Origin of the sequence: Acrocarpospora sp. B8E8, from assembly GCF_039871605.1 — a bacterium.
Taxonomy (GTDB): domain Bacteria; phylum Actinomycetota; class Actinomycetes; order Streptosporangiales; family Streptosporangiaceae; genus Acrocarpospora; species Acrocarpospora macrocephala.
In genome coordinates this window covers 26,644-49,198 of sequence record NZ_JBDPLV010000025.1, presented here as the reverse complement: position 1 = coordinate 49,198, position 22,555 = coordinate 26,644, and the positions used below count along the sequence as shown (strand labels likewise).

The 22,555-nt window shown below is 69.0% G+C and carries 23 protein-coding genes; 10 read left to right on the top strand and 13 right to left on the bottom strand.

Translation table 11 applies throughout. The annotated features are described in order from the left end of the window. Positions 1–37: 37 nt before the first annotated feature. Entirely contained in the window at positions 38–2,269 is a 2,232-nt protein-coding gene (gene katG, locus ABGB08_RS23830) for a catalase/peroxidase HPI (RefSeq protein ID WP_347593801.1), read from the bottom strand. A gap of 34 nt (positions 2,270–2,303) precedes the next feature. Continuing rightward, positions 2,304–2,741 (bottom strand): Fur family transcriptional regulator, encoded by a 438-nt coding sequence (locus tag ABGB08_RS23825; protein WP_155360955.1) that lies wholly within the window; start codon positions 2,739–2,741, stop codon positions 2,304–2,306. A 208-nt stretch (positions 2,742–2,949) separates the two neighbouring features. Here ABGB08_RS23825 and ABGB08_RS23820 point away from each other — a divergent pair, with 208 nt between their 5' ends. The 4 genes from ABGB08_RS23820 (at position 2,950) to erm (ending at position 5,470) form a co-directional block, all read left to right on the top strand. Continuing rightward, the gene (locus tag ABGB08_RS23820) at positions 2,950–3,711 is read left to right on the top strand and encodes a hypothetical protein (protein ID WP_347593799.1); all 762 of its coding nucleotides are present in this window, start codon (positions 2,950–2,952) and stop codon (positions 3,709–3,711) included. A gap of 106 nt (positions 3,712–3,817) precedes the next feature. Continuing rightward, the gene (locus tag ABGB08_RS23815) at positions 3,818–4,165 is read left to right on the top strand and encodes a DUF6247 family protein (protein WP_347593797.1); all 348 of its coding nucleotides are present in this window, start codon (positions 3,818–3,820) and stop codon (positions 4,163–4,165) included. Then, on the top strand, positions 4,166–4,423 hold the full coding sequence (locus ABGB08_RS23810) for a hypothetical protein (protein WP_347593795.1): 258 nt from the start codon (positions 4,166–4,168) through the stop codon (positions 4,421–4,423). It begins immediately after the preceding gene. Positions 4,424–4,660: 237 nt separating this feature from the next. Beyond that, positions 4,661–5,470 carry an ErmE/ErmH/ErmO/ErmR family 23S rRNA (adenine(2058)-N(6))-methyltransferase gene (gene erm, locus ABGB08_RS23805; RefSeq protein ID WP_347593793.1) on the top strand — a complete coding sequence of 270 codons (810 nt, stop codon included), beginning with the start codon at positions 4,661–4,663 and terminating at the stop codon, positions 5,468–5,470. A 416-nt stretch (positions 5,471–5,886) separates the two neighbouring features. On the opposite strand, the gene ABGB08_RS23800 is transcribed toward erm, so the two are convergent. The 4 genes from ABGB08_RS23800 to ABGB08_RS23785 form a co-directional block, all read right to left on the bottom strand. Continuing rightward, on the bottom strand, positions 5,887–7,053 hold the full coding sequence (locus ABGB08_RS23800; protein WP_347593791.1) for a site-specific integrase: 1,167 nt from the start codon (positions 7,051–7,053) through the stop codon (positions 5,887–5,889). Between the two features lie 279 nt (positions 7,054–7,332). Further along, on the bottom strand, positions 7,333–8,697 hold the full coding sequence (locus ABGB08_RS23795; protein WP_347593789.1) for a cytochrome P450: 1,365 nt from the start codon (positions 8,695–8,697) through the stop codon (positions 7,333–7,335). Between the two features lie 116 nt (positions 8,698–8,813). Beyond that, entirely contained in the window at positions 8,814–9,395 is a 582-nt protein-coding gene (locus tag ABGB08_RS23790) for a cysteine hydrolase (protein ID WP_347593972.1), read from the bottom strand. Between the two features lie 33 nt (positions 9,396–9,428). Continuing rightward, entirely contained in the window at positions 9,429–10,271 is an 843-nt protein-coding gene (locus ABGB08_RS23785; protein WP_347593787.1) for an SDR family oxidoreductase, read from the bottom strand. Between the two features lie 76 nt (positions 10,272–10,347). Between ABGB08_RS23785 and ABGB08_RS23780 the strand changes: the two genes are divergently transcribed. Both ABGB08_RS23780 and ABGB08_RS23775 read left to right on the top strand, forming a co-directional pair. Further along, on the top strand, positions 10,348–10,956 hold the full coding sequence (locus ABGB08_RS23780) for a TetR/AcrR family transcriptional regulator (RefSeq protein WP_347593785.1): 609 nt from the start codon (positions 10,348–10,350) through the stop codon (positions 10,954–10,956). A gap of 111 nt (positions 10,957–11,067) precedes the next feature. Beyond that, on the top strand, positions 11,068–11,733 hold the full coding sequence (locus ABGB08_RS23775; RefSeq protein ID WP_347593783.1) for a GNAT family protein: 666 nt from the start codon (positions 11,068–11,070) through the stop codon (positions 11,731–11,733). Positions 11,734–11,771: 38 nt separating this feature from the next. On the opposite strand, the gene ABGB08_RS23770 is transcribed toward ABGB08_RS23775, so the two are convergent. Beyond that, positions 11,772–12,074, bottom strand: coding sequence for a hypothetical protein (locus ABGB08_RS23770; RefSeq protein ID WP_347593781.1), 303 nt, complete (start codon positions 12,072–12,074; stop codon positions 11,772–11,774). Between ABGB08_RS23770 and ABGB08_RS23765 the strand changes: the two genes are divergently transcribed. Further along, positions 12,046–12,804 (top strand): histidine kinase dimerization/phospho-acceptor domain-containing protein, encoded by a 759-nt coding sequence (locus ABGB08_RS23765; RefSeq protein WP_347593779.1) that lies wholly within the window; start codon positions 12,046–12,048, stop codon positions 12,802–12,804. The genes ABGB08_RS23770 and ABGB08_RS23765 overlap by 29 nt on opposite strands. A 103-nt stretch (positions 12,805–12,907) precedes the next feature. Here ABGB08_RS23765 and ABGB08_RS23760 read toward each other — a convergent pair whose 3' ends face one another. Then, complete coding sequence (locus ABGB08_RS23760; RefSeq protein WP_347593777.1) at positions 12,908–13,591, bottom strand: gamma-glutamyl-gamma-aminobutyrate hydrolase family protein; 684 nt, start codon at positions 13,589–13,591, stop codon at positions 12,908–12,910. A 489-nt stretch (positions 13,592–14,080) separates the two neighbouring features. Here ABGB08_RS23760 and ABGB08_RS23755 point away from each other — a divergent pair, with 489 nt between their 5' ends. From ABGB08_RS23755 to ABGB08_RS23745, 3 genes are all read left to right on the top strand, one after another. Next, positions 14,081–15,064 (top strand): FAD-binding oxidoreductase, encoded by a 984-nt coding sequence (locus ABGB08_RS23755; RefSeq protein ID WP_347593775.1) that lies wholly within the window; start codon positions 14,081–14,083, stop codon positions 15,062–15,064. A gap of 95 nt (positions 15,065–15,159) precedes the next feature. Beyond that, entirely contained in the window at positions 15,160–16,236 is a 1,077-nt protein-coding gene (locus tag ABGB08_RS23750; RefSeq protein ID WP_347593773.1) for an exo-alpha-sialidase, read from the top strand. After that, complete coding sequence (locus ABGB08_RS23745) at positions 16,236–16,544, top strand: molybdopterin synthase sulfur carrier subunit (RefSeq protein ID WP_347593771.1); 309 nt, start codon at positions 16,236–16,238, stop codon at positions 16,542–16,544. The genes ABGB08_RS23750 and ABGB08_RS23745 overlap by 1 nt, the downstream gene beginning before the upstream one ends. A 110-nt stretch (positions 16,545–16,654) precedes the next feature. Here ABGB08_RS23745 and thyX read toward each other — a convergent pair whose 3' ends face one another. The 5 genes from thyX to ABGB08_RS23720 form a co-directional block, all read right to left on the bottom strand. Further along, positions 16,655–17,365 (bottom strand): FAD-dependent thymidylate synthase, encoded by a 711-nt coding sequence (thyX, locus tag ABGB08_RS23740; RefSeq protein ID WP_218041705.1) that lies wholly within the window; start codon positions 17,363–17,365, stop codon positions 16,655–16,657. A 63-nt stretch (positions 17,366–17,428) separates the two neighbouring features. Next, positions 17,429–18,214 carry an ABC transporter permease gene (locus tag ABGB08_RS23735; RefSeq protein WP_347593769.1) on the bottom strand — a complete coding sequence of 262 codons (786 nt, stop codon included), beginning with the start codon at positions 18,212–18,214 and terminating at the stop codon, positions 17,429–17,431. After that, complete coding sequence (locus tag ABGB08_RS23730; RefSeq protein WP_347593767.1) at positions 18,211–19,119, bottom strand: ATP-binding cassette domain-containing protein; 909 nt, start codon at positions 19,117–19,119, stop codon at positions 18,211–18,213. Before ABGB08_RS23730 ends, ABGB08_RS23735 begins: the two co-directional genes overlap by 4 nt. Before the next feature lie 43 nt (positions 19,120–19,162). Next, positions 19,163–20,263, bottom strand: coding sequence for an amidohydrolase (locus ABGB08_RS23725; protein ID WP_347593765.1), 1,101 nt, complete (start codon positions 20,261–20,263; stop codon positions 19,163–19,165). A gap of 117 nt (positions 20,264–20,380) precedes the next feature. After that, positions 20,381–22,507 (bottom strand): anthranilate synthase component I, encoded by a 2,127-nt coding sequence (locus ABGB08_RS23720; RefSeq protein ID WP_347593763.1) that lies wholly within the window; start codon positions 22,505–22,507, stop codon positions 20,381–20,383. Positions 22,508–22,555: the final 48 nt, after the last annotated feature.

The following is a 22,555-nucleotide window of genomic DNA, read 5'->3' as shown; positions in this document are numbered from 1 at the left end:
CCGGGCCGGCCGGTGCGGGCCGGCCCGGACGTCGTGATCAGACGAGGTCGAACCGGTCTAGGTTCATGACCTTGGTCCATGCCGCGACGAAGTCGTTGACGAACTTCTCCTTCGCGTCGTCGCTCGCGTAGACCTCGGCGAGCGCGCGCAGCTCGGAGTTCGACCCGAAGACGAGGTCGGCGCGGCTGCCGGTCCACTTGACCTCGCCCGTGGCGGCGTCGCGACCCTCGAAGACGTTCGCGTCCCCGGACGTCGCCTGCCACGTCGTGCCCAGGTCGAGCAGGTTGACGAAGAAGTCGTTGGTCAGGGACCCGGGGGCCGTGGTGAAGACGCCGAGCGGCGACTGCTGGTGGTTCGCGCCCAGGACGCGGAGGCCGGCGACGAGGACCGTCATCTCGGGGGCGCTCAGGGTCAGCAGGTTCGCCCGGTCGATCAGCAGGTACTCAGCCGGGAGCCGGTTGCCCTTGCCGAGGTAGTTGCGGAACCCGTCGGCGGTCGGCTCCAGCGCGGCGAACGACTCCACGTCGGTCTGCTCCTTCGACGCGTCCGCGCGGCCCGGCGTGAAGGGCACCTCGATGTCGAAGCCGGCGTCCTTGGCGGCCCGCTCGACGGCCGCGCCGCCGGCGAGCACGATCAGGTCGGCGAGCGAGACCCGCTTGCCGCCGCTCTGGGCGGCGTTGAAGGCCTCCTGGATCCCCTCCAGGGCGCGCAGCACCGTCGCCAGCTGGTCGGGATCGTTGACCTCCCACCCGCTCTGCGGCTCCAGGCGGACGCGCGCGCCGTTGGCGCCGCCGCGCTTGTCGCTGCCGCGGAAGGACGAGGCCGACGCCCACGCGGTGGACACCAGCGCGGACACCGGCAGGCCCGAGGCGAGGATCTGGCCCTTGAGCGAGGCGATGTCCTCAGCGCCGACGAGCTCGTGCGTCACCGCGGGGAGCGGGTCCTGCCACAGCAGCGTCTCGGCCGGGACCTCCGGGCCGAGGTAGCGCACGATCGGGCCCATGTCGCGGTGGGTCAGCTTGAACCACGCGCGGGCGAAGGCGTCCGCGAACTCGTCGGGGTCGGCGAGGAAGCGCCGCGAGATCTCCTCGTAGACCGGGTCCACGCGGAGCGCGAGGTCGGTCGTCAGCATCGTCGGGGCGTGGCTCTTCGACGGGTCGTGGGCGTCGGGTACGGTACCCGCCCCGCCGCCGTCCTTCGGCTTCCACTGGTGGGCGCCGGCGGGGCTCTTGGACAGCTCCCACTCGTAGCCATACAGGATCTCGAGGAAGCTGTTGTCCCACGTCACCGGGGTGTTCGTCCAGGCGCCCTCGAGTCCGCTGGTGATCGCGTCGCCGCCCTTGCCGGTGCCGAAGCTGTTCTTCCAGCCCAGGCCCTGCGCCTCGATCGGCGCGGCCTCGGGGTCGGGGCCGACGTTCTCCGCCGGGCCCGCGCCGTGGGTCTTCCCGAAGGTGTGACCGCCCGCGATCAGGGCGACCGTCTCCTCGTCGTTCATCGCCATCCGGCGGAACGTCTCGCGGATGTCGCGGGCCGCGGCGAGCGGGTCCGGGTTGCCGTTCGGGCCCTCCGGGTTGACGTAGATGAGGCCCATCTGGACCGCGGCGAGCGGGTTCTCCAGCTCGCGGTCGCCGGTGTAGCGCTCGTCGCCGAGCCAGGTGGACTCGGGACCCCAGTAGACGTCCTCGTCGGGCTCCCAGACGTCCGCGCGACCGCCGGCGTAGCCGAAGGTCTTGAAGCCCATGGACTCCAAGGCGACGTTGCCGGCGAGGATCATGAGGTCGGCCCACGAGAGGCTCTGGCCGTACTTCTTCTTGACCGGCCACAGCAGGCGGCGAGCCTTGTCGAGGTTGCCGTTGTCCGGCCAGCTGTTGAGCGGGGCGAAGCGCTGCTGGCCGGCCCCGGCGCCGCCGCGGCCGTCGCTGATCCGGTACGTGCCCGCGCTGTGCCACGCCATCCGGATGATGAACGGGCCGTAGTGGCCGTAGTCGGCCGGCCACCAGTCCTGCGAGGTCGTCAGCACCTCCGCGATGTCCTGCTTCACCGCCGCGAGGTCAAGGGTCTTGAACGCCTCGGCGTAGTTGAACTCCGCGCCGAGGGGGTTGGCCACGGCGGGGTTCTTGGCGAGGATCTTCAGGTTGAGCCGTTCCGGCCACCACTGGCGGTTTCCGCCGCCCTGAACCGGGTGCGGGGCGCGCCCGTGCGCGACCGGGCAGCCATCCGCGCCCTCCGTCTTCGCGTCTACGACGATTGCATCATGGTTATCAGACATGAGAATCCTTCCGGGACTAGGCCGACCGCGGTGCTCAGGCGCTGCGGGCGGTGGAACAGTCGGGGCATAGGCCCCAGTAGACGACCTCGGCCTCGTCGATCACGAAGCCGTGGTCGTTGGACGCGGTCAGGCAGGGCGCGTGACCGACCGCGCAGTCGACGTCAGCGACGACGCCGCACGATCGGCACACGATGTGGTGATGGTTGTCCCCGACGCGTCCTTCGAACCGGGCCGGGCTGCCGGGCGGTTCGATACGCCGCACGAGTCCCGCCGCGGTGAGCGCGTGCAGGGCCTCGTACACGGCTTGAAGCGAGATGTGGCCCAGGCGATCACGCACCCCTGAGGCGAGCGCCTCCACGTCGAGGTGGTCACCGTCCCGGACGGTCTCAAGCAGGGCGACGCGGGCGGCCGTCACCCGCAGGCCGGCACCGCGCAACTCCTCGGCGGTGGTCGGGATCCTGGATGCGGTCATGGCGCGCAGCCTGCCTTCATAAACACGAACAATACAAGATAACGAACACTCCAAGTCTAGTACCTCTTCAGGCGACGTTGTCCCGCCCCCTCCTCTTGACACACCCCTGCCGCCTCGCCGAGGCTCGCGGGTGCAGGTGTCGCGACCTCGACGGCCGCAAGGGGCTGTACGGGCTGAAACGTCGACTCTTCACGAAGGAAAGACGTGGATGCACCCCATGCTGCGACGGCTGGACGATCTCGCCGCCCACCTGGCCACGCGCGGGGACGTTCTCGCGCTACTCGGCGTCGGTTCGGCGGGTTCCGAGCACGACCGGCTCGACGAGCACTCCGACCTGGACTTCTTCGTCGTCGTCGAGGACGCCGCCAAGCCCCGCTATGTGGAGTCCATCGACTGGTTGCAGGCGCCCTGCCCGGTGGCGTACAGCTTCGCCATCGACCGCAACGGGCGCAAGGCGCTGTTCGCCGACGGGATCTTCGTCGAATACGCGATCTTCACGGTCGACGAGCTGCCCAAGATCCCCTTCCACGGCGCGCGAGTCGTCTGGCAACGCGACGACGCCCCCACCGACCTGGCGAATCGCGGCGCACCACCCTCCGGCCCGCAGTACGACACGGTCGAGTTCCACCTGAACGAGGCCCTGACCAACCTCTACGTCGGCCTCCACCGCGAACTGCGCGGCGAGCGGCTGACCGCAACCCGCTTCATCCAGTCGTACGCCATCGACCGAGCGATCGCCCTGCTACACCTCACCTCCGCCCACCCTCACCCCCGCCGCGACCCGTTCGAGCCCAGCCGACGCGTAGAGCAGGCATACCCTCCCGACGTATTGCCACTGGCCGAGATGGTCCCCGGCTACGAACACAACAGACAGGCCGCCACAACCACCCTGACCTGGCTGGAGAAACACTTCACTGTCGACCCCGTAATCGCCAACGCCATCCGAGAACTCCTATCCGACCCTCAGTAAGCCCCCTGCGATCACCTTGATCACTAGAAGTTCCGCCTAGCCGACACGTCACACCAGTGAATTGACGTAACCTCTGAATCGGGCCAGCGAAAGGGGGGACTGCCTCATGACCGCGCAACCGCATGAGCCGGTGAACGTGAGCGCACCCGTGCTGGATAAGAACTTGCGTTCGATCCGCGTGGCCTTGACCGTGCCGCAGGACCGGGAGGCTTTCGACGCGGGCCTACGCATGGCACTGGATGAGGTGCGGGCCACGCTCGATCTCGGCAAGCTGAACGAGTTCATCCATACCTGGTGGCTGATCGCCCACGACTCCATGCACGACCGCGCAGGTCGCGAACGCATGTATGAGCACGCCGCGCGAGTACAAGAACTCGCCGACCGCGGCGAAGCAGTGCCGCGTGGAGACAGAACCTGGCGCGAACTACTCGCCGATCGTGGAGTGCAGGCATAGGTGTACGCGATCACCGAGCCGGATCCCATCGCCCAGGACCAGATCGCTGCTCTACCGCTTGACGCTGTCCGTTACCTTGCCGAAGTCTTCGCTCTCCTGGAGACGGCCCCCTGGGCCGGCAAGCCATCCAACCCGGCCAAGCCCGAAGGAAACCTCCGGATCATGCCCTTCGGGACGGGTGGGCTGGTGACTTACCTCGTGCTGGAACAACAGCGCGAGGTCTACATCGTCCGCGTCCAGTGGCTCTCGATCGCATAGCACGCTGACAGGTGGACGATTAACCAGGCCGTGAGCCGCTTTCGGCGACGGTCACGGACGCCCTGTTCGGAAAATGCGTCGCGATTTCAGGGGATCCTTCGTAGGGTGATCCGCATGTACTGCATCTGTTTCATTCGTATGCGCAGCAGCCGGGCTCTGGCTCGCTAGCTTCGCGGAACGCGAGCCCAGGGCCCGTCGAGATTCCATTCATCTCGAGGACCCGAAAGGGCTTTTGCTGTGGCGCAGGACTTCGCGCACGGGAACTATTCGTATACCCAGAAGAACGCCAGGAAAAGCGGCGGTCGCACGCCCAGGGATCGGGCGCGGCGGGAGCTCTCGCAGAACTTCCTGGTCGATCGGCATGCCGTAGGGTTGGTAGTCAAGGCGGCGCGGCCGAGTGGTCTCGTACTTGAGCCCGGCGCTGGAGAGGGAGTGCTCACGATGGCGCTGGCCAGGGCGGGCGCCACGGTCGTGGGGTACGAGATCGACCCGCTGCTGGTGGCCAAGCTCAGGGCCAGGACCAAGCTTAAGATCGTCAAGGGTGACTTCACCGCGGTACGGCCGCCGGGCGAGCCGTTCGCGGTTGTGGGGAACATCCCGTACTCGATCACCTCCAAGATCGTCGACTGGTGTCTGCGGGCGCCGGAGCTGACCTCGGCCACCCTGCTCACCCAGGTGGAGTACGCCCGCAAGCGCAGCGGCGACTTCGGCAGGTGGAGCCTGGTAACGGTGGGGAGCTGGCCGTGGTTCTCATGGGAGCTGCTCGGCAGGATCGGCAGGGAGAGCTTCAGGCCTGTGCCCTCCGTCGACTCGGCGATCCTGCGGATCGAGCGGCGGCCCGAGCCGCTCGTCGACGACGGCGACGCGTGGCAGGAGCTGGTGGAGCTGGGCTTCTCCGGCGTCGGCGGCTCGCTGTACGCCTCACTCAACCGGCATTACGACGGAGTGGGCGCGGCCTTCGCCCGGGCGGGCATCCCGCGTGGCACGGTGGTGGCGTTCGTTCATCCCGACCAGTGGATCACGCTCTTCACCTCGCTGCACCGCTGAGAAACGCGACGGCCGCTCATCGGCATGGCCGTCCCCGGGGGTGGCGGTCGGCCGGTGATGTCGGCCATGTCAGGCTTGACCGGCCCGGGCGAACCCCGAGGCAGGGGCCCGCGCAAGCCCGCCGATCACCGTTCAACGTCAGGGTTCGCCCGCGAGACCCAAGAGGTGATATCAAGCCCGAACGCACGCGCCGATGCCCACCTGAGCGAACACGGCGGTGAACTTCGCATCGCACTCACGACCTTTCAAGATGAACCACACGGTGGAGGTGAGCTTGATGCCGAGTGTGATGGGCTCGCCGTGCACCCCGCCGATATTCCGCAGGACGGGTTCTCCCGGATCAAACGCAGAATGAGAATGGACGATTGGTGGGCGCCCGGACCGCTTCGACCGGCGGATAAGGGCGTAACGCTGTTTCAACAGAACGCGGTGCCAGCGCAGGAGGGTATCCGGCCGGACGAGGAGCCGCAGCCGACTACCACGAGGCAGCGGTGATCTGGCGATAAGAAGAACCCGGGTGGTTGTACTTCACCCACCAGGCCCGATGCTCGTATGGCTTCGTGCCGCAAGCATCGGGCCGGGTCGCCAGCTGCACAGCCATTCGAGCACTGCCATCGGCAAGGTTTTCCGGGGCGGCCAGCAAGGAGCGGCCGAGTTCTGGGACGGATGGCAGATCGTGCGGCCGAGCGTCCATCGCCTGCTGGTAATGTTCGGCATCTCGCCATGCCCTGCCGCCGTCCCTTGGGGATGAGCTTGTCCGTCTCCGACTGGTAGAGCCGCAACCAGACGAACGCATCACTGGATGCCGGAAGTTCCTGCAGTTCACCGCTGCCCTTGCGGACCACGGTGATCAGTTGCCGTCCCGGGTCGACACCGCCTTGAGTGGCCGATAGCAGTTCGGAGGCACGGGCTCCGGTGGAGACGTAGAAAGCGACCAGCGCCCGGTCGCGGTGCGATGGAAGCCGGGCGAAGATCTCGTTGAACTCCTCATCGGGGATGCTGCGCGGCACCCGGGAGGGCACTTTGGGCCGAAACAGACCGGAACGTTCATTGCGATGGGGCTCCATCGGGTTGTGATGGGCGTGAGCACCACGTCCTCGCCGGGATCGATCCAGCGGGAACGGATTGACTATCGGCCCGGTGCCTGTCTCCAGATGGAAGGCGTAGAAGCTGCGCAGCACCGTCTCCGCGTGCGCCCGGACAGACGGCGCATAGGCACCCGCCGCCGCAGACTCCGGAACCTTGCCGGGATACCGCCAGTGGGGCCGGGCAGGTTTGCCCGCCACCAGCATCCACCGGCAAAAGTCGCGGGCCTCGACCCGCGTCGCCTGGTTCCAGGGGGTCTCGATCGCCCAGAGGAACCGGAACCAGCGCAGAAGATCGTGAGCATAGGAGCGGACAGTGGACTCAGATCGCCCCGACGCCTGAAGATCACGGAAGAACGCCGCAGTGGCCTCTACCGGCTCGCCTGCCGGATCGAGAAGCCGATACGGCTCCCACGGATCTCCGGTCTCCCGTAACACACCAACCAACGGGACGGCTAACGCCCCCAGATCTCGGGGAACCTCCTCATCACCGGCCATGGGCAGGCAACGTAGCGAAGGACCTCACGACCTGTCTCTGAAATGCGGAAACACACAAGAGAGTTCAGTCAATAGGTAGCTACGCGATCGGCGCGCTACGCCCGCTGAACTTCACCGACATCGCCGGAGGTAACCGCTGGGCACGCGACGACTTCCACAACCCGCTCATCGCCCTCGGTCCCACAGGGTAAGAATTCCTTCGGCCCTAGGGCTCCGGGCGAGGAGGAACCGGGCAAGATCAGTGACCTGATCGGATGACGCTGTCGGCAGGCGCTGCAATCAACCCGCTGGTGACCGGTTCCACAGCTTGGTGACGGTGCCGGTGACCGGCCCGGGGGTGGAGGCGTTGCCGCCCGTTCTGACCATGATCGGCTTCTTTGGGAACGCCGTCGCGCCGGATTTGATGCGGTAGTCGACCTCGGTGGTGAGCAGTTGCGGTCGGCCGGAGGCGAGGATGAGGGCGAGTGTCGTCCTGATCTGGAGGTCCGCGAAGGATGCTCCCAGGCAGCGCCGCTGGCCGACGCCGTACGGCAGGAACGCGTACGGCGAGGGGCGGGCGTCGGTCCAGCGCGACGGGAGGAAGGCGCCGGGATCGGGGAACGCCACCGGGTCGCGGTGTTCGAGCAGCGGGGCCGTGAAGGCCAGCGCGCCACGGGGGATCGGCGGCGCTCCGTCGATCTCGACCTCACGCGTCACGCGTCGCGGCAGGGAGAGCGGCACGGTCGGGATCAGCCGTTGCGACTCCCTGACGACGGCGTCCAGTTGTTCCTCGCTGGAGATCTCCAGGTCGGGCGTGCCGAGGATGGTCAGCAACGCCCACGTCATCGACATCGCGGTGGTCTCGAACCCGGCCGCGAACAGGCCGTGCAGTTCGCCCGCGATCTCGGGCGTGGTCAGCGAGTCGCCGTTCTCGTCGGTGGTGTGGCAGAGGATGGACAACGCGTCCGGGCGGGGCTCCTCGGCGCGCTTGCGCTCGATGATCTCGGCCAGCCGGTCGTAGACGCCGGCGACCTGCCGGGTCCACCTGCCGTACGGGGTCCAGTCGCGTTCCTTCTGGTACATGAAGACCATCGGGTTCAGCGTGGCCTGGAGCAGCCGGTGGACGGCGTGGGCGAGGGCGACGTTCTCCTCGTCCGGTTCGAGGCCGAGCAGGCAGGTGAGCATGTTGGCCCGGGTGACGTCGAGGAATTCGGCCGCCATGTCGAACGGCTCGCTATCGGACGCGGCGAATCTGGTCCGCTTGAAGGTGTCGGCGAATATCACCGCGTAATGCTCCATCGCGCTTTTGTGCACGACGGGCATGAGCAGCTTGCGTGCCCGACGATGCCGCTCCCCGTTGAAGGTGATGACGGCGTCGAACATCCGCGACCAGGGCCGCCCTTCCGGCAGCGTGAAGAGGCCATCGCTCAGCCGGTGAAAGGTGTCGTTGTCGGTGAAATACCGCCGGACCGCCTCCTCGCCCCTGAGCAGGACGACCGACCCGTTCCCACCGGTCAACGGTACGACCGGCCCGGGAAACTTTGGTGCGACCCGATCCAGCGCGTACCAGGCGGAATGCCGTAGAAAACGAAGATTGTTAAGGATGGGAATCCCACCGGGTCCCGCCGCGTCGATCCGCAGCGCGGTGTCGAACATTTTTGCCATGCCGCACGCATCCGTTCCCTCCTGCGGAGCGTATGCGCACGGCAATCCCCCATCAAGAACGCTCCGTGTTGCTTCTCCCTCACATTCCCGTCCCCGCGTTATGAGATCGGTCGCCCTCAGAATGGGGCCGCGACATCGGATGAAGCGAGCAGCGTGAGGATTTGATCGGTGGTGCCGGTCTCGCCCAGTACGGGGAAAACCCTGGTTACACCGCGTTCGTGTGACTGCGCGTCGAGGTCGGTTATCGCGTCCAAGGCGATCGTCACGTGGTAACCCGCGTCGTAGGCGTGCCGGGCCGTGGACTCGACGCCGAAACTGGTCGCGATCCCCGCGATGACGACCTGCGTGACGTCCCGCTCGGCGAGCCTCGCGTCGAGCGCGGTGCCGGCGAACGCGCTCCATCCCCGCTTCGTGATCCTGATGTCGCCGGGCTGCGGCGCGAGCCCGGGAACGATCTCGAGCGCGTCCGCCGGAATCGGCGCCCTGGGCCGGCCAAGCTCCGTACGCCCTGGGGGCGGCTCGTTCAGGTCGGCGCTGACCAGGGCCACCGGGAGGCCGTGGCGGCGGAACGCCGAGGCGAGCCGGGCGGCGTTGGCGACGATGCCGTCGATCGGGTGGACGGTGGGGTTCCTGACGGTGGCGTGTTGAAGATCGATCACGAGGAGTGCGGTTGTCGGGTCCAGCGCGCTGATGGGCATGGTCACGTCTCCTGTTGTCGGGTCGTACGGGGGTCAGCTCGCGGCCATCGACAGCGCGGTGTGGCCGGTGAACACGGCGGCCACGGCGCCGCCGTCCACCAGGAGGTCGGTGCCGGTGATGAACGAGGCGGCGTCCGACAGCAAGAACGCGGCGGCGGAGGCGATGTCGTCGGGAGAGCCGAGGCGGCCGGTGCCGGAGCCGTCGACCATCGCTCGCATGAACGCGCCGGAGGGTGAGGCCAGCTCCTGCCGACCCATCTTCGTGGAGATGACGCCGGGGCTGATGGTGTTGACACGTGCTCCCTTCCGGCCCCACTGCGTGCTCGCGGCGCGAACGCGTACTTGGTTGGCCCGCTTGGAGAAGGAGTAAGCGTGGCCGGGGGAAGCGAACGCGCCGGGGGAAGCGGCGGGAAGGTTCAGCAGCTCGCCGGTGGGGGTCGTCGCGAGCTGGATCTCCACCTCGGGGGGCGGGGGCGGCATGAGATGCCCGGACATGCTGGCGATGACCAGACCGGCGCCTCCCGGGGAGACGACCTCGGCGAACTCGTCCAGCACGAGCGCGACGCCGAGCAGGTCGACCCGCAGGATCGCCTCCACGGGCGCCTGCGCCGGGGAGAGCCCGGCCGTGTGGAGCACCTGCGTGACCGGGCCGAGCCGAGCCGCGGTACGGGCGAGTTCGTGGACGGACTCCCCGGATGAGACGTCCACGACCTGAGTCGTGACGTCGTGCCCTTCGTCGCGGAGCGCGCCGGCTACCGCGTCCAGCGCCGCCTCGTTGAAATCGGCGAGCAGAACGCGCTTTCCGGGCCCGATCCGGCGCGCCGCCGCGACGCCCATGCCGCCGGTTCCGACCACGACCAATACTCCGTACGCCATGTCTGTGACCCCAATCCGAGATTTCGAGACGATACGTCTCGTAATGGAGACTACCGGAGGTGCCTACGCTGGTGTCATGTCAAGTGGCCGCAAGCGCAGCGAGGCTTCGCGGCTGGCGATTCTCGAAGCGACCCGGTTCCTGCTCGCGGCGGTGGGGTACGAGCGGCTGACCATCGAGGGGATCGCCGGCCGGGCCGGGGTGGGCAAGCAGACCGTCTACCGCTGGTGGGGTTCGAAGAGCGCCGTGGTCGCCGAGGCGGCGTTGAGCGGGGGCCTGTCGCAGCAGGTGGAGCCGCTCCCCGATAGCGGTTATATCGCCAACGATCTGCGCGAATGGTCGCGTGCCTGGGTGGCACGGCTGACGTCGCCAGAGGGCTCGGGCCTGGTCCTCGCCCTGACCGCCGCCACGGTGGACAACCAGGAGGTCGCCGATCGTCTGTACCGGCACTTCACCGAGCCGCACGAGACGTCGCTGCTGCAACGCCTGGCAAGCGCCCAGCGGGCCGGGCAGATCGACTCCGGCGCCGACCTGCCCACGGTCGCCTCGACCCTGGTGGGCTCGCTGCTGTACCGCGTTCTCGCCCGGCAGCGCCCGCCCACCGCCGACGACGCGAACGCGCTGGTCGCCCTCGTGCTGAAGGGCTGCGCACCCCAGCACGAGGGCGCTGATGCCGTATCACGCTGACGCGCAGGGCTAAGCCACGCCTCCCATGGGGAGCAAATGTGGTCATCCTGTCGGGAGGACGTGGACAGGAGGCCCCAGGGATGGGATCTGTCATGGTGAGGAAGGAACTTCATGGGATTCACGCTGGAAGGGCCGATCCTGGACGGCACGCTGGTTCGGCTGGAGCCTTTGGAACAAGGTCATGCCGCGGATCTGGCTGTGGCGGCGCAGGAGGACCGCGGCACGTACGCGTTCACCTGGGTGCCGAAGGCGAACGAGGTCGACCGGTACATCGATGCGCAACTGGTCCGGGCCGCGTCTGGCCGGCTCGCGCCGTATGCGCAGGTGGACCGTGTGACGGGCCGAGCGGTCGGCGCGACCGCGTACTGGGACCCGCGCCTGTGGCCGGGCACGGACCGGCTCTGCGCGATCGAGGTCGGGTTCACCTGGCTGGGCGCGTCCGCCCAGGGCTCGGGCGTGAACGCGGAGGCGAAGTTGCTCCTGTTCCGGCATGCCTTCGAGACCTGGGGTGTGGCGCGGGTTGATCTGAAGACCGACGCGCGCAACAGCCGTTCTCGTGCCGCGATCGAGTCCGTGGGCGCGCGGTTCGAGGGCGTGCTTCGAAACTGGTCGCCGTCGTGGGCACCGGGTGAGGAGGGTCGGCTGCGCGACTCGGCGATGTACTCCATTGTCGCGTCGGAGTGGCCCGAGCGGCGGGAGCGGCTGGAGGCGCGACTGGCCGAGATTACGAAGCGTCGCGGTATGTCGGTGCCGTACGGCGCTGACGCGCGGGGCTGAGCCACGCCATCCTGTCGGAAGGACGTGGACAGGAGGCTTCAGGGATGGTCGCCGATGAGCGCAGCCAGGAGTTCGCGGGCTGGCAGGGCTTCGGCATTTCGGCCAAACGCGGCGGCAGCCGGGCCCGCCAGCCGCTCACCTACCTGGAGATCGTCGACGCCCTGAAAGGTTTCCTGCACACGCTGGCCGACGAACTCACCACCACCGGCCTCAAACCCCGCCCGGCGGATCTCCCAGGACCGGCTGCACGAGCGCGTCGCCCTCACCGGCCCGCGCGACGAGCTCACCGAACTGGCCGGCACCTTCGACGAGATGGTGGCCAGGCTGGAGGCCTCCTTCAACAGCCAGCGCAGGTTCGTCGCCGACGCTTCGCACGAGCTGCGCACCCCGCTCGCGATCGTCCGTACCGGCGCGGAGGTGCTGCTGGCCAAGCGGGAGAGCACGATCGCGCAGTGGGAGGCCATGGGCCGGCGCGTGCTGACCGCGACCGGCCGGGCCGAACGCCTGCTGGACGGCCTGCTGGCGCTGGCCCACAGCGACAGCGGTGTCATCGCCCGCGAGCCGCACGATCTGGCGATCACCGCGGCCGGCGCGCTGGCCGAGGCGGACGACGAGGCCGAGACCGCGGGACTGTCGATGACCACCGATCTGCGTTCCGCTCCGGTCACCGGCGATCCGGTCCTGCTCGATCGCCTGGTACGCAACCTGGTGGACAACGCGATCCGGCACAACCACCGGGGCGGCACCGGCGAGCACCTGCACACGCTGCCCGGCCACGCGCGCCGCGTCTTCTCCGTCGTGTTCTCCCCCACCGAGCCGCTGATGGCCTCAGCCGGGGACGACGGCACGATCATCCTGTGGGACCTCAGCACCCCCGAACCCACCCGCAAGGTCACACTCCTGGGCATCCCCGACGGCTGGGCCTCCTTCGCTCCGGACGGCCGCTACAAGCAGGAGGGCGACGTCCACGGCGAGTTCTGGTACGCCATCGCCATGTGCCGCTTCGAACCCGGCGAACTCGACTCCCACCTCGGCGTGGTCCGCCGTCTCGTCGCCGACGAGGAGTTCTGACGAAACGGTGGTTGTTCCCACCCGCCCAGCCCTTTGACTGCCCTCGGGCTCCGCCCGACCCCGCCAACACCGTGGTGCCCGGACGGTGGCGGGGCGTTACCCCTTAGGGGCGGGCCGCGTCGATCAGGGCTTCGATCAGGCGGTTGTCCTCGGTGCGTTCGGGGTGCCATTGGACGCCGACGGCGAAGCGGTGGCCCTGGAGTTCGATGGCTTCGACGATCTGGTCGTCGGCCCAGGCGACGGCCAGGAGGTTGGTGCCGAGGCGTTTGACGGACTGCTGGTGGGGGCCGGTGACCTCGGCGCGGTCGCCGATGGCTTTGCCGGTCTTGCTGGAGACGCTGACGGTGATGGTGTGGCGGGCGGTGGCGTGGCGGTCGTGGTGGACGACCTCGGGGAGCCAGGGGATGAGGGTGCCGCCCTGGGCGACGTTGAGCATGTGCAGGCCGCGGGAGATGCCGAGGAGGGGGAGGCCGGCGGCGATGGCGGCGCGGGTGAGGGCGAGTTCGAAGCGGTCGCGGTGGGGCTGGGGCTCGTCGACGCGGGAGTCGCGGGGCTCGCCGTACATGCCGGGGTCGAGTTCGGCGCCGCCGGCGAGGAGGAGGGCGTCGAGGCCGCGGAGGTGGTCCTCGGCGCCGGCGGGGCTGAGGGGCGGGAGCAGCACCGGCAATCCGCCCGCCTTCTCCACCGCGCGCGCGTACGCCTGCGGGGACAGCACCGCCTCCCTCACCCAGGTGCCCCAGCGGGCGGCCTCCAGATAGGTGGTGATGCCAACGAGCGGACGGGGCATGGCGTTCTCCAGAGGGTTCTTCGCGACGGCAAGCCCATCATGGCGTACTCGATTTCGGTTTTGTCACGTATCCCACGTATCAATGGCAGCACTCCCGATCAACGTGAAGGCCCCTCACCTTCATTGTCCGAAATAAGCCCATCCATAATCACGGAGGATGACTTTCCCATTACTCAGGGTGCGCTTTCGCACCACCTTGTAGGGAAACAGTTGTGACGCCCGAGTGCGAGTGGAACACTCCGAAATGAGTGTCCGGTTGAGCCGGGGCCGCTGGGCGCTCATCACCCGGAGCCGTCAGGGAGGTGGATGGACTAGACCGGAGTCGATTTCCGGTCTCCTAGGGTGGGACTCACGCACATGTCGTTAAATCCGCGCCTCGTCAAAGAGAGTTTCTCGGCCATCGAGCCCGTCGCGGAGAAGGCCGCCGCGTACTTCTATGGGCGCCTTTTCGCGGAAAATCCACATTTGAGGGGAATGTTCCCTCCGGCCATGGACGTGCAGCGCGACCGCCTGTTCGGCGCGCTCACCCGAATCGTCTGGATGCTCGACAGCCCGGGCAGCCTGGGGGGGTATCTGGGACAGCTGGGCCGCGATCACCGCAAGTACGGCGTCATGGCCGAGCACTACACCGCGGTCGGCAACGCGCTGGTCGCCACGATCAAGCGGTTCGCCGCCGAGGCGTGGAACTCCGAGGTCGAGGCCGCCTGGGTGGCCGCGTACACGGCCGCCGCCGATCTGATGATCGGGTCGGCCGACGCGGACGCGGGGGTGTCCCCGGCCTGGTGGCTGGCGGAGGTGATCGACCACGAGTTGCGCGCGCCCGACATCGCCGTGGTCACGCTCCGCCCGGGCCAGCGCCTGGACTTCAGCCCGGGCCAGTACGTCAGCGTGCAGACCGCCCGCTGGCCGCGCGTCTGGCGGACGTACTCGATCGCCAACAGGCCGCGGGAGGACAACACGATCCGGTTGCACGTGCGGGCCCTGCCCGGCGGCTGGGTGAGCACGGCGCTGGCCCTGCACACCCGGATCGGCGACCAGGTGCTGCTCGGGCCGCCGGTGGGCACGATGGCGCTGACCGACTCGGGCCGCGATCTCCTGTGCGTGGCGGGCGGCACCGGCCTGGCGCCGCTGAAGGCGATCGTCGAGCAGGTGATCGCCTCGGGCAAGCGGCCCAACGTGCACCTGCTGGTCGGCGCTCGCCGGGCCTGTGACCTCTACGACATGCCGGATCTGGTCCGGATGGAGTCGGGGTTCCCCTGGTTGCGGGTGATGCCGATCGTCTCGGAGGAGCCCGCCTACGACGGCATGCGCGGCCAGGTGCCCGACGTGATGGCGCGGTTCCACTCCTGGGCGGAGCACGAGGTCTACGTCTGCGGGCCGGCCGGTATGGTCAACGAGACCGTGCGACGCCTGCAGCGCGCCGGGATTCCGCTGAATCGGATCCACCGGGACACGATCCAGGGGGAGCTGTAATCTCACGTCCACCCGCACGATCCCGGCCTGACTGGCAGCATGGGGCCTGAGCCGTCCGCCACGGGACTTCGCCCATATCCCAAGGAGGTCTCCTTATGGACGCACTGCTCGCGATCGGAACCCGCAAAGGGCTGTTTCTCGCCCGATCGTCCAGCAACGGCCCGTACAAGATGGATCCGGTGCATTTCGCCAATGTGGCCGTGCACGCGGTGACGATCGACACCCGGACGGAGACGCCGCGGGTGATCGCCGCGATCGAGTGGGGGCACTTCGGGCCCTCCGTGCTCTGGTCGGACGATCTCGGCGCGACCTGGCAGGAGGCGGAGAAGCCGCCGGTGGCCTTTCCCGAGCGGACGGGCACGACGCTGGAGAAAGTGTGGCAGCTCCAGCCGTCGCCGACCGAGCCGGGCGTGGTCTGGGCGGGGGCCGAGCCGGCGGCGCTGTTCCGCTCCGAGGACGGCGGCCGGAGCTACCGGCTGATGGAGGGGCTCTGGGATCACCCGACCCGGCCGCAGTGGGTGCCGGGCGGGGGCGGCATGTGCCTGCACACGGTGATCCCGCACGCCACCGATCCGGCCAGGATCGGGATAGCCGTCTCCACGGCGGGTTTCTTCCGGAGCGAGGACGGCGGCGGCACCTGGGAGCCCGCCAACCGCGGGATCAAGGTGCCGTTCAACCCGGAGGGGAGCCAGTATCCGGAGTTCGGGCAGTGCGTGCACAAGGTGGCCAACCACCCGGCGCGGCCCGAGCGGCTGTTCCTGCAGCACCACTGGGGCGTCTACCGATCCGACGATTTCGGCACGAACTGGACATCGATCGGCGACAGCCTGCCGTCGGACTTCGGCTTCCCAATCGTGATAAATCACGATAAGCCGGACACCGCGTTCGTTTTCCCTCTCCATGGGGATATGGATCGCAGCCCGGTCGGGCATCGGTATCAGGTCTTCCGCACCGACGACGCGGGCGACAGCTGGCGGGCCCTCGCCCAGGGCCTGCCGGACGAGCCTGTCTACTCCTCGATCCTGCGCGACGCCATGACCGCCTCCGCCGCCGGGCTGTTCTTCGGCACCCGGGACGGCGAGGTCTACGGCTCCACCGACGAGGGCGAGAGCTGGAACCTGATCGCCCGCCGCCTGCCCGACGTCTTCACCACGCGAGCGGCGGTGCTGTAGTGGCCAAACCGGTCACGCTGGTCACGTTCGTGCTGCCGAGCACGCTCCGCCACTGGGTCGGCGACCTGACCGAGGTCAAGGTGTTCGCCGTCGCCGCCTCCGACGACGACCTGCCGACCCTGGGCGGAGCGCTCGACACGCTCCGCCGCACCCACCCGTCGCTGGAGGAGCGACTGCGCGACGAGTACGGCAGCCTGCGCCGCCACATCAGCATCTTCGTGTGCGGCGAGAACGCCCGCCGCTTCGGCGGCCTGGACTGCGCCCTCCCCCCAGGGGCGGAGGTGTACGTCCTCCCGGCGTTGGCTTAGCCGCGCCTGTGTCTGGACTGAGGAACGCAGGTCGCGGAGCGGCCGGAGTGACGAGGGAAGACACAGGCGCGGCTAAGCCCGCCGTGCCGGAGGCGCGGCCATAGACACAGCTAGGGAGCGACGCGGCCGTTGCCGTTGAAGGCCTCGTGGGTGAGCGGCATCAGCTCGGCCCAGAGCGCCTCCATCTTCTCGGCCACCATCTCGATCTCCCGCTGCGGGAAGGACGGCACCGCGGCCCGGTCGTCCTTGGTGCGCAACGACAGGAAGTGCATCAGCGCCCGGGCGTTGCACGTCGCGTACATGGAGGAGAACAGCCCCACCGGGAGCACCGCGCGGGCCACCTCACGCGCGATCCCGGCCTCCAGCATCTCCTGGTAGGCGGCGTACGACTGCCGGTAGGACGCCTCCATGACCCGCTCGACCAGCGCGTGCTGCTCGTCGGTGCCGTCGGCGAACACGTACTTGCCGGGCCGCCCCTCCTGCACGAGCTTGCGATCCTTGCCCGGCACGTAGAAGACGGGCTGCAGCTCCCGGTAGCGCCCGCTCTCCTCGTTGTACGACCAGACCCGGTGCCGGTGGAACTCGCGGAACACGAAGATGGGCGCGCTGATGAAGAAGGTCATCGAGTTGTGCTCGAACGGGCTGCCGTGCCGGTCGCGCATGAGGAAGTTGATCAGCCCCTTGGACCGCTGCGGATCCTTGTGGACCTCTTCCAGTGACTGCTCCCCCGCCGTCGAGACCCGCGCCGCCCACAGCACGTCGCTGTCGGACGCGCTGTGCTTGACCAGTTCGACGGTGACATCACTCTGGATCTTTACCATGACCTTCAGCCTAGAAGAAGATCGCGTGCCGGTACGGCACCGCCGTACCGGCACGCCTCCGGCTCAGGTGATGTCGCGCTTGGTCGTGGTGAGGTTGGCGACGGCGGCGAACAGCACCGCGTAGCCGACCAGGAGCAGCGCGCCGCCCCAGGCCGGGAGCAGGTCCGGCCGGCCGAGGCCGGTGTCGACGTCGATGCTCATGAGCGCCTGCGAGCCGCCGCCGGGCAGCCACTTGCCGACGACCTGCAGGGCCGGGATCGCCGCGAAGATGGACTCGATCACGTAGGCCCAGACGATCGCGCCGATCAGGGCCGCGATCTGGTTGCGGATCAGGGCGCCGAGACCGATGCCGAACAAGGCGTAGAGGGCAAGGCTGGCGAAGACGCCGATGACGATCTGCGGCACCCGGTTGCCGGTCAGGCTGACCTCGCCGCCCGCGATCAGGACGGCGGTGACGCAGACCGCGCCGACGACCAGCAGGGAGATCACCGCGAACAGCATGCCGACGAGCACGCCCGCGCCCAGCTTGCCCGCGATGACCCGGCCCCGCTGCGGCGTGGTGAGGAAGGTGCCGGTGATGGTCTGGTACCGGTACTCGCTGGTCATCATGATGACGCCGAGGATCATCGTGAAGATGGTGCCGCCCGAGGCGGTGGACAGGCCGATCGGCAGCCAGGCCGGGTCATCCAGGGCGGGCAGCCCCGGCGCGCCGTTCTGGGGAGGATCACCGGCGAAGATCACGATGAAGGTCAGGCTGAGGCCGGTCAGCAGGAGCATCACGATGAGCATCGCCCACCAGATGCGGGTGCTGAAGAGCTTCTGCAGCTCGGCGCGGATCAGGTTGCTCATTTGACGCCCTCCGCCGCGACCGGGGTGTCCTCGGTGAGTTCGAGGAAGACCTGCTGCAGGTCCGAGCGCTCCTGGGTGACCTCGGTCAGCAGGACCCGGTTGTCCAGGGCCAGCTGGCCGATGGCCTCTGCGTCGAGCCCGTACACCCGGAGCAGGCCGGGTTCGACCTCGTCCACCCGGGCGCCGGCCGCCTCCAGCGCGGGCCGGAAGTCGGCGGCGGTCCTGACCCGGACGGCGCTGTCGCCGTTCTGGGTCAGATCGGCCAGCGAGCCCTGCCGGACCAGCTTGCCGCGCGCGATGATCACAACGTTGTCCACGGTCTGCTCCACCTCGGACAGCACGTGGCTGGAGACCAGCACGGCGGCCCCGCGCTCGTGGGCCAGGTGGCGCAGGAAGCCGCGCAGCCACTGGATGCCCGACGGGTCCAGGCCGTTGGCGGGCTCGTCCAGGATGAAGATCTTGGGCTCGCCGAGCAGGGCGGAGCCCAGGGCCAGCCGCTGGCGCATGCCGAGGGAGAAGCCGCCGACCCGCTTCCCCGCCGCGTCCGCCAGGCCGACCGTCTCAAGCGCCTCGTCGGCCCGGGTGGCGGGCAGCCCCGCCGCGGTGCACATGATGCGCAAATGGTTGCGGGCCGTGCGGCCCGGATGGAAACTCGTGGCCTCAAGGACGGCGCCCACCTCGGTGAGGGGGTGCTCGAGCGAGGCGTATCGCCGCCCGTTCACCAGGGCCTCCCCCGCGTCGGGGGTCACCAGGCCGAGCAGCGAGCGCAAGGTCGTGGTCTTGCCCGCACCGTTGGGCCCGAGGTATCCGGTGACGGTCCCGGCCTCCACGGTGAAGGAGACATCGTCGACGGCTCGGACGAGCCCGAACGATTTCGATAGGTTTCTAATCTCAATAGCACTCATCAGGGGAGATTATCCGCCCAAGATCCACCTCTTGTCCTCCTACTTAAAGACGATATATACGGCGCGCGTTTGCGGACCCCAGCATGTGGGCAACGCGAACCGCGTCGGCCGCCGACCAATCGCCTGATTCGAGCCGGTCGGCGATCACCCGGCCCAGGCCGCGCCGGTGATTATGGGCACCCAGAAAGCAGGTTTCGGCCACGCCCGCTCCCCCGGAGCCGAAAAGCAGTTTGTGGAAGGGCACCAGCTCCAGCAACTCGCCCAGCACCGCCGTCGTGGCCTCGCCCACGTACACGTGCGGGAAGGCGGCGGCCAGATGCGCCGCCTGCCGGTGGAACGGGTAGCAGTCCAGCAGGATCACCGGCACGCTGAGCGGCAGCAGCGCCTGGATGAACGCGGTCATCAGCGCCGGATCGCCGCGATGCGGCCGGTCCCCGCCGTTCCCGCACGGAAACTGGATCGGCAGGGCGCGCTCCCGCGCCACGTCCACGGCGATCCAGAGCAGGTGGCGCAGCAGCACCGGATCGGTGAGCGGCTGCTTGGGGTCGGCCAGCCGCCGCCCCGCCGCCGCCAGCAGCAGCCCCCGGGACGGCCGGCCCGGCTCGAAATCCAGCCCGCACCGGTACGCGACGACCGAGGAGAACCCGACACACCGGGAGGCGCGCACCCCCACCTCGTGCGCCAGCCGATCCAGATAGTCCAGCGACGGCAGCCCGTCGGCGGCGATCTCCTCCTCGATCCTCTCCAGCCGGACGATCTCGTCGGCGGCGGCCCCGCCGAGTCGCCCGGTCTCGGCGACGGACAGCACATCCTGCTCATCCCCGCCGTCCATCAGGAAGGCCACCACGCCGGCCGCCCGCAGCAGCAGCCGGTTCACCTCGGCCGCGCCGAGTTCCAGGCGTCTGGCCAGGTAGACGGCGGGCGGCACGTGCGGCTCCAGGCCCAGCACGGGCGCGCACCAGCGCCGCACGGCCATCCCGATGGGGCTGTCGAAGTGCGTCGTCCCCGGCGGCGCGGGCGTCCCGCTCGCCGCGATCAGCGTCTCGAACGCGGACCTGACCAGGTCGTCACGGCGCACCCCGCGACAGTGCTGATCCACGAGCGGGGCGAGCAGGGCTTCGGCGACCTGATCGGGAAGGTTCATGGGCCTGCCAATCCAGAAGGGCGGCCCCGGCCGGACCGCCCTTTCTGTCGATGACGTGCGGGGACACAGGGACTCTAGGAGTCCGTCACCCTCCGCGTCCGCCGATCACTCTCGGTTTTACCCGCACAGGCGCAGCACGTTGGCGATGATCCGGGCGCCCGCGCCGCCCTCGGTGGTCAGGATCGACTCGGGGTGGAACTGCACCGCGAACCGGCGGTTGGGCACGTCCTCGATGGCCATGACCGCGCCGTCGGCGGTGGCCGCCGTGACGGTGAACCCGTGCACGCCCGGGTGCTTGGCGTGCAGCGAGTGGTAGCGGGCCGCGGTGAACGCCTCCGGCAGGCCCGCCAGCAGCGCGCTGTCGCCCTCCCGCTTGACCTGGCCGCGCTTGCCGTGCTCCGGGTACGGCAACAGCTCCAGCGTCCCGCCCGCCTGCTCGACCATGGCCTGCAGGCCCAGGCAGACGCCGAAGACCGGCAGCTCCCTGGCGTACAGGGCCTTGATCAGGGAGTCGGTGCCGAAGTCGGACGGCCAGCCGGGGCCGGGCGACAGCACGACCAGGGTGGGCGCGATCTGGTCGACCATCTCGATGGGGAAGCCGTGCCGGAGGGTGACCACGGTGGCGCCCTGCTGGCGGAAGTAGTCGGCCAGGGTGTTGACGAAGGAGTCCTCGTGGTCGATCAGGAGCACGTTGTGGCCGGCGCCCGGCTGCTCGCGCTCGGGGCCCGGCGCGCCCGCCTGGTCCGGCTTGCCGACGGCGGCGAGCGCGCCGAGCAGGGCGCTGGCCTTGAGCTCGGTCTCGCGCTCCTCGGCGTCGGGGTCGGAGTCGTAGAGCAGGGTCGCGCCGGCCCTGACCATGGCCACGCCGCCGGAGATCTGGGCGGTGCGCAGGGTGAGGCCGGTGTTCATGGAGCCGTCGAAGCCGATGAAGCCGACGGCGCCGCCGTACCAGCGGCGGGTGGTGGCCTCGTGGTCCTCGATGAACTGCATCGCCCAGGTCTTGGGCGCGCCGGTGACGGTGACGGCCCACATGTGGGTGAGGAAGGCGTCCAGGGCGTCGAATTCGGGGCGCAGGCGGCCTTCGATGTGGTCGACGGTGTGGATCAGCCGGGAGTACATCTCGATCTGGCGGCGGCCGATGACCTTGACCGAGCCGGGCACGCAGATCCGGGACTTGTCGTTGCGGTCCACGTCGGTGCACATGGTCAGCTCGGACTCCTCCTTCACGCTGGACAGGAGCGTGCGGATGGCCTCGGCGTCCTCGACCGGGTTGGCGCCGCGGGCGATGGTGCCGGAGATCGGGCAGGTCTCGACGCGGTCGCCGGCGACCCGGACGTACATCTCGGGGGACGCGCCGACCAGGTGCTCGCCGTCGCCGAGGCTGATCAGGAACTCGTACGGCGCGGGGTTGCTGACCCGCAGGGACCGGTAGAAGGCGGCGGGGTCGTCGCAGGGCGCGTGGAAGACCTGGCCGGGCACGACCTCGAACAGGTCGCCGCGCTTGAACTTCTCCTTGGCCTTGGCCACCACATCCGCATAGCCACCTTTTTCCGGATTTTTCGGGATCTGGGTGGCTTTGCGGAGGGGGCGCGTGTCGCCGGTGCGCGGCAGGCCCTTGGTGGCCGCGCCGCCGAGGGTGAAGTCGTAGGAGTACTCGACGCAGGTCTCGCGGACGCGGTCGATGACGACGAGGCGGTCCGGCAGGTGGAGCACCAGGTCGCGCTGGTCCTTGGGGCGGGTGAGCGCGTACCGGATGGGCTCGAACTGGAAGGCCAGGTCGTAGCCGAACGCGCCGTACAGACCGAGGTGCGGGTCCTCGCCCTTGAAGGCGGCGATGACCTCGCGGATCGCGGTGAAGACGGTCGGGCGGCGGCTGCGCATCTCCTCAGGGAGGAATTCGGCCGATTCGGCGACGGCCACCTCGATCCAGTCCGCGGCGGGTTCCCCCACGATCTCGCCAGCCGCGAGCAGGCAGGCCGCCACGGCGGGCAGGACCACCCGGCCGCGCGCGTTGAGCGCCCGCGCGGAGATGTTCCGCCCGTGCGCCACGATCTCCAGGCAGGGATCCACGTAGCCGAACGCCCACCGGCTGTAGCGGCCCGGATAGTCCATGCCCGAGGAGAACGCCCCGCCGCGCCGCTCCCCGAGCGCGGTCACGATCTCCTCAAGCGCCGCTTCGGAAACCTCGCGCACGCCACGCTCGACCTCGACGCCCCCGCTGGTCCTATATCGGGTGATCTCCACCGTTCGCCCCTTGATCTCTTATCAAGCCCCGGAGGCGAACACAAAAAG

What these genes read in the sequence shown, in the direction of transcription:
- ABGB08_RS23795 (WP_347593789.1), bottom strand. Translation starts at nt 8,697, where the DNA reads ATGGCAAAAATGTTCGACACCGCGCTGCGGATCGACGCGGCGGGACCC.
- ABGB08_RS23780 (WP_347593785.1), top strand. Translation starts at nt 10,348, where the DNA reads ATGTCAAGTGGCCGCAAGCGCAGCGAGGCTTCGCGGCTGGCGATTCTC.
- ABGB08_RS23785 (WP_347593787.1), bottom strand. Translation starts at nt 10,271, where the DNA reads ATGGCGTACGGAGTATTGGTCGTGGTCGGAACCGGCGGCATGGGCGTC.
- thyX (WP_218041705.1), bottom strand. Translation starts at nt 17,365, where the DNA reads ATGGTAAAGATCCAGAGTGATGTCACCGTCGAACTGGTCAAGCACAGC.
- ABGB08_RS23815 (WP_347593797.1), top strand. Translation starts at nt 3,818, where the DNA reads ATGACCGCGCAACCGCATGAGCCGGTGAACGTGAGCGCACCCGTGCTG.
- katG (WP_347593801.1), bottom strand. Translation starts at nt 2,269, where the DNA reads ATGTCTGATAACCATGATGCAATCGTCGTAGACGCGAAGACGGAGGGC.
- ABGB08_RS23750 (WP_347593773.1), top strand. Translation starts at nt 15,160, where the DNA reads ATGGACGCACTGCTCGCGATCGGAACCCGCAAAGGGCTGTTTCTCGCC.
- ABGB08_RS23725 (WP_347593765.1), bottom strand. Translation starts at nt 20,263, where the DNA reads ATGAACCTTCCCGATCAGGTCGCCGAAGCCCTGCTCGCCCCGCTCGTG.
- ABGB08_RS23790 (WP_347593972.1), bottom strand. Translation starts at nt 9,395, where the DNA reads ATGCCCATCAGCGCGCTGGACCCGACAACCGCACTCCTCGTGATCGAT.
- ABGB08_RS23730 (WP_347593767.1), bottom strand. Translation starts at nt 19,119, where the DNA reads ATGAGTGCTATTGAGATTAGAAACCTATCGAAATCGTTCGGGCTCGTC.
- ABGB08_RS23820 (WP_347593799.1), top strand. Translation starts at nt 2,950, where the DNA reads ATGCACCCCATGCTGCGACGGCTGGACGATCTCGCCGCCCACCTGGCC.
- ABGB08_RS23775 (WP_347593783.1), top strand. Translation starts at nt 11,068, where the DNA reads ATGGGATTCACGCTGGAAGGGCCGATCCTGGACGGCACGCTGGTTCGG.
- ABGB08_RS23800 (WP_347593791.1), bottom strand. Translation starts at nt 7,053, where the DNA reads ATGGCCGGTGATGAGGAGGTTCCCCGAGATCTGGGGGCGTTAGCCGTC.
- ABGB08_RS23825 (WP_155360955.1), bottom strand. Translation starts at nt 2,741, where the DNA reads ATGACCGCATCCAGGATCCCGACCACCGCCGAGGAGTTGCGCGGTGCC.
- ABGB08_RS23765 (WP_347593779.1), top strand. Translation starts at nt 12,046, where the DNA reads ATGGTGGCCAGGCTGGAGGCCTCCTTCAACAGCCAGCGCAGGTTCGTC.
- ABGB08_RS23760 (WP_347593777.1), bottom strand. Translation starts at nt 13,591, where the DNA reads ATGCCCCGTCCGCTCGTTGGCATCACCACCTATCTGGAGGCCGCCCGC.
- ABGB08_RS23735 (WP_347593769.1), bottom strand. Translation starts at nt 18,214, where the DNA reads ATGAGCAACCTGATCCGCGCCGAGCTGCAGAAGCTCTTCAGCACCCGC.
- ABGB08_RS23755 (WP_347593775.1), top strand. Translation starts at nt 14,081, where the DNA reads ATGGACGTGCAGCGCGACCGCCTGTTCGGCGCGCTCACCCGAATCGTC.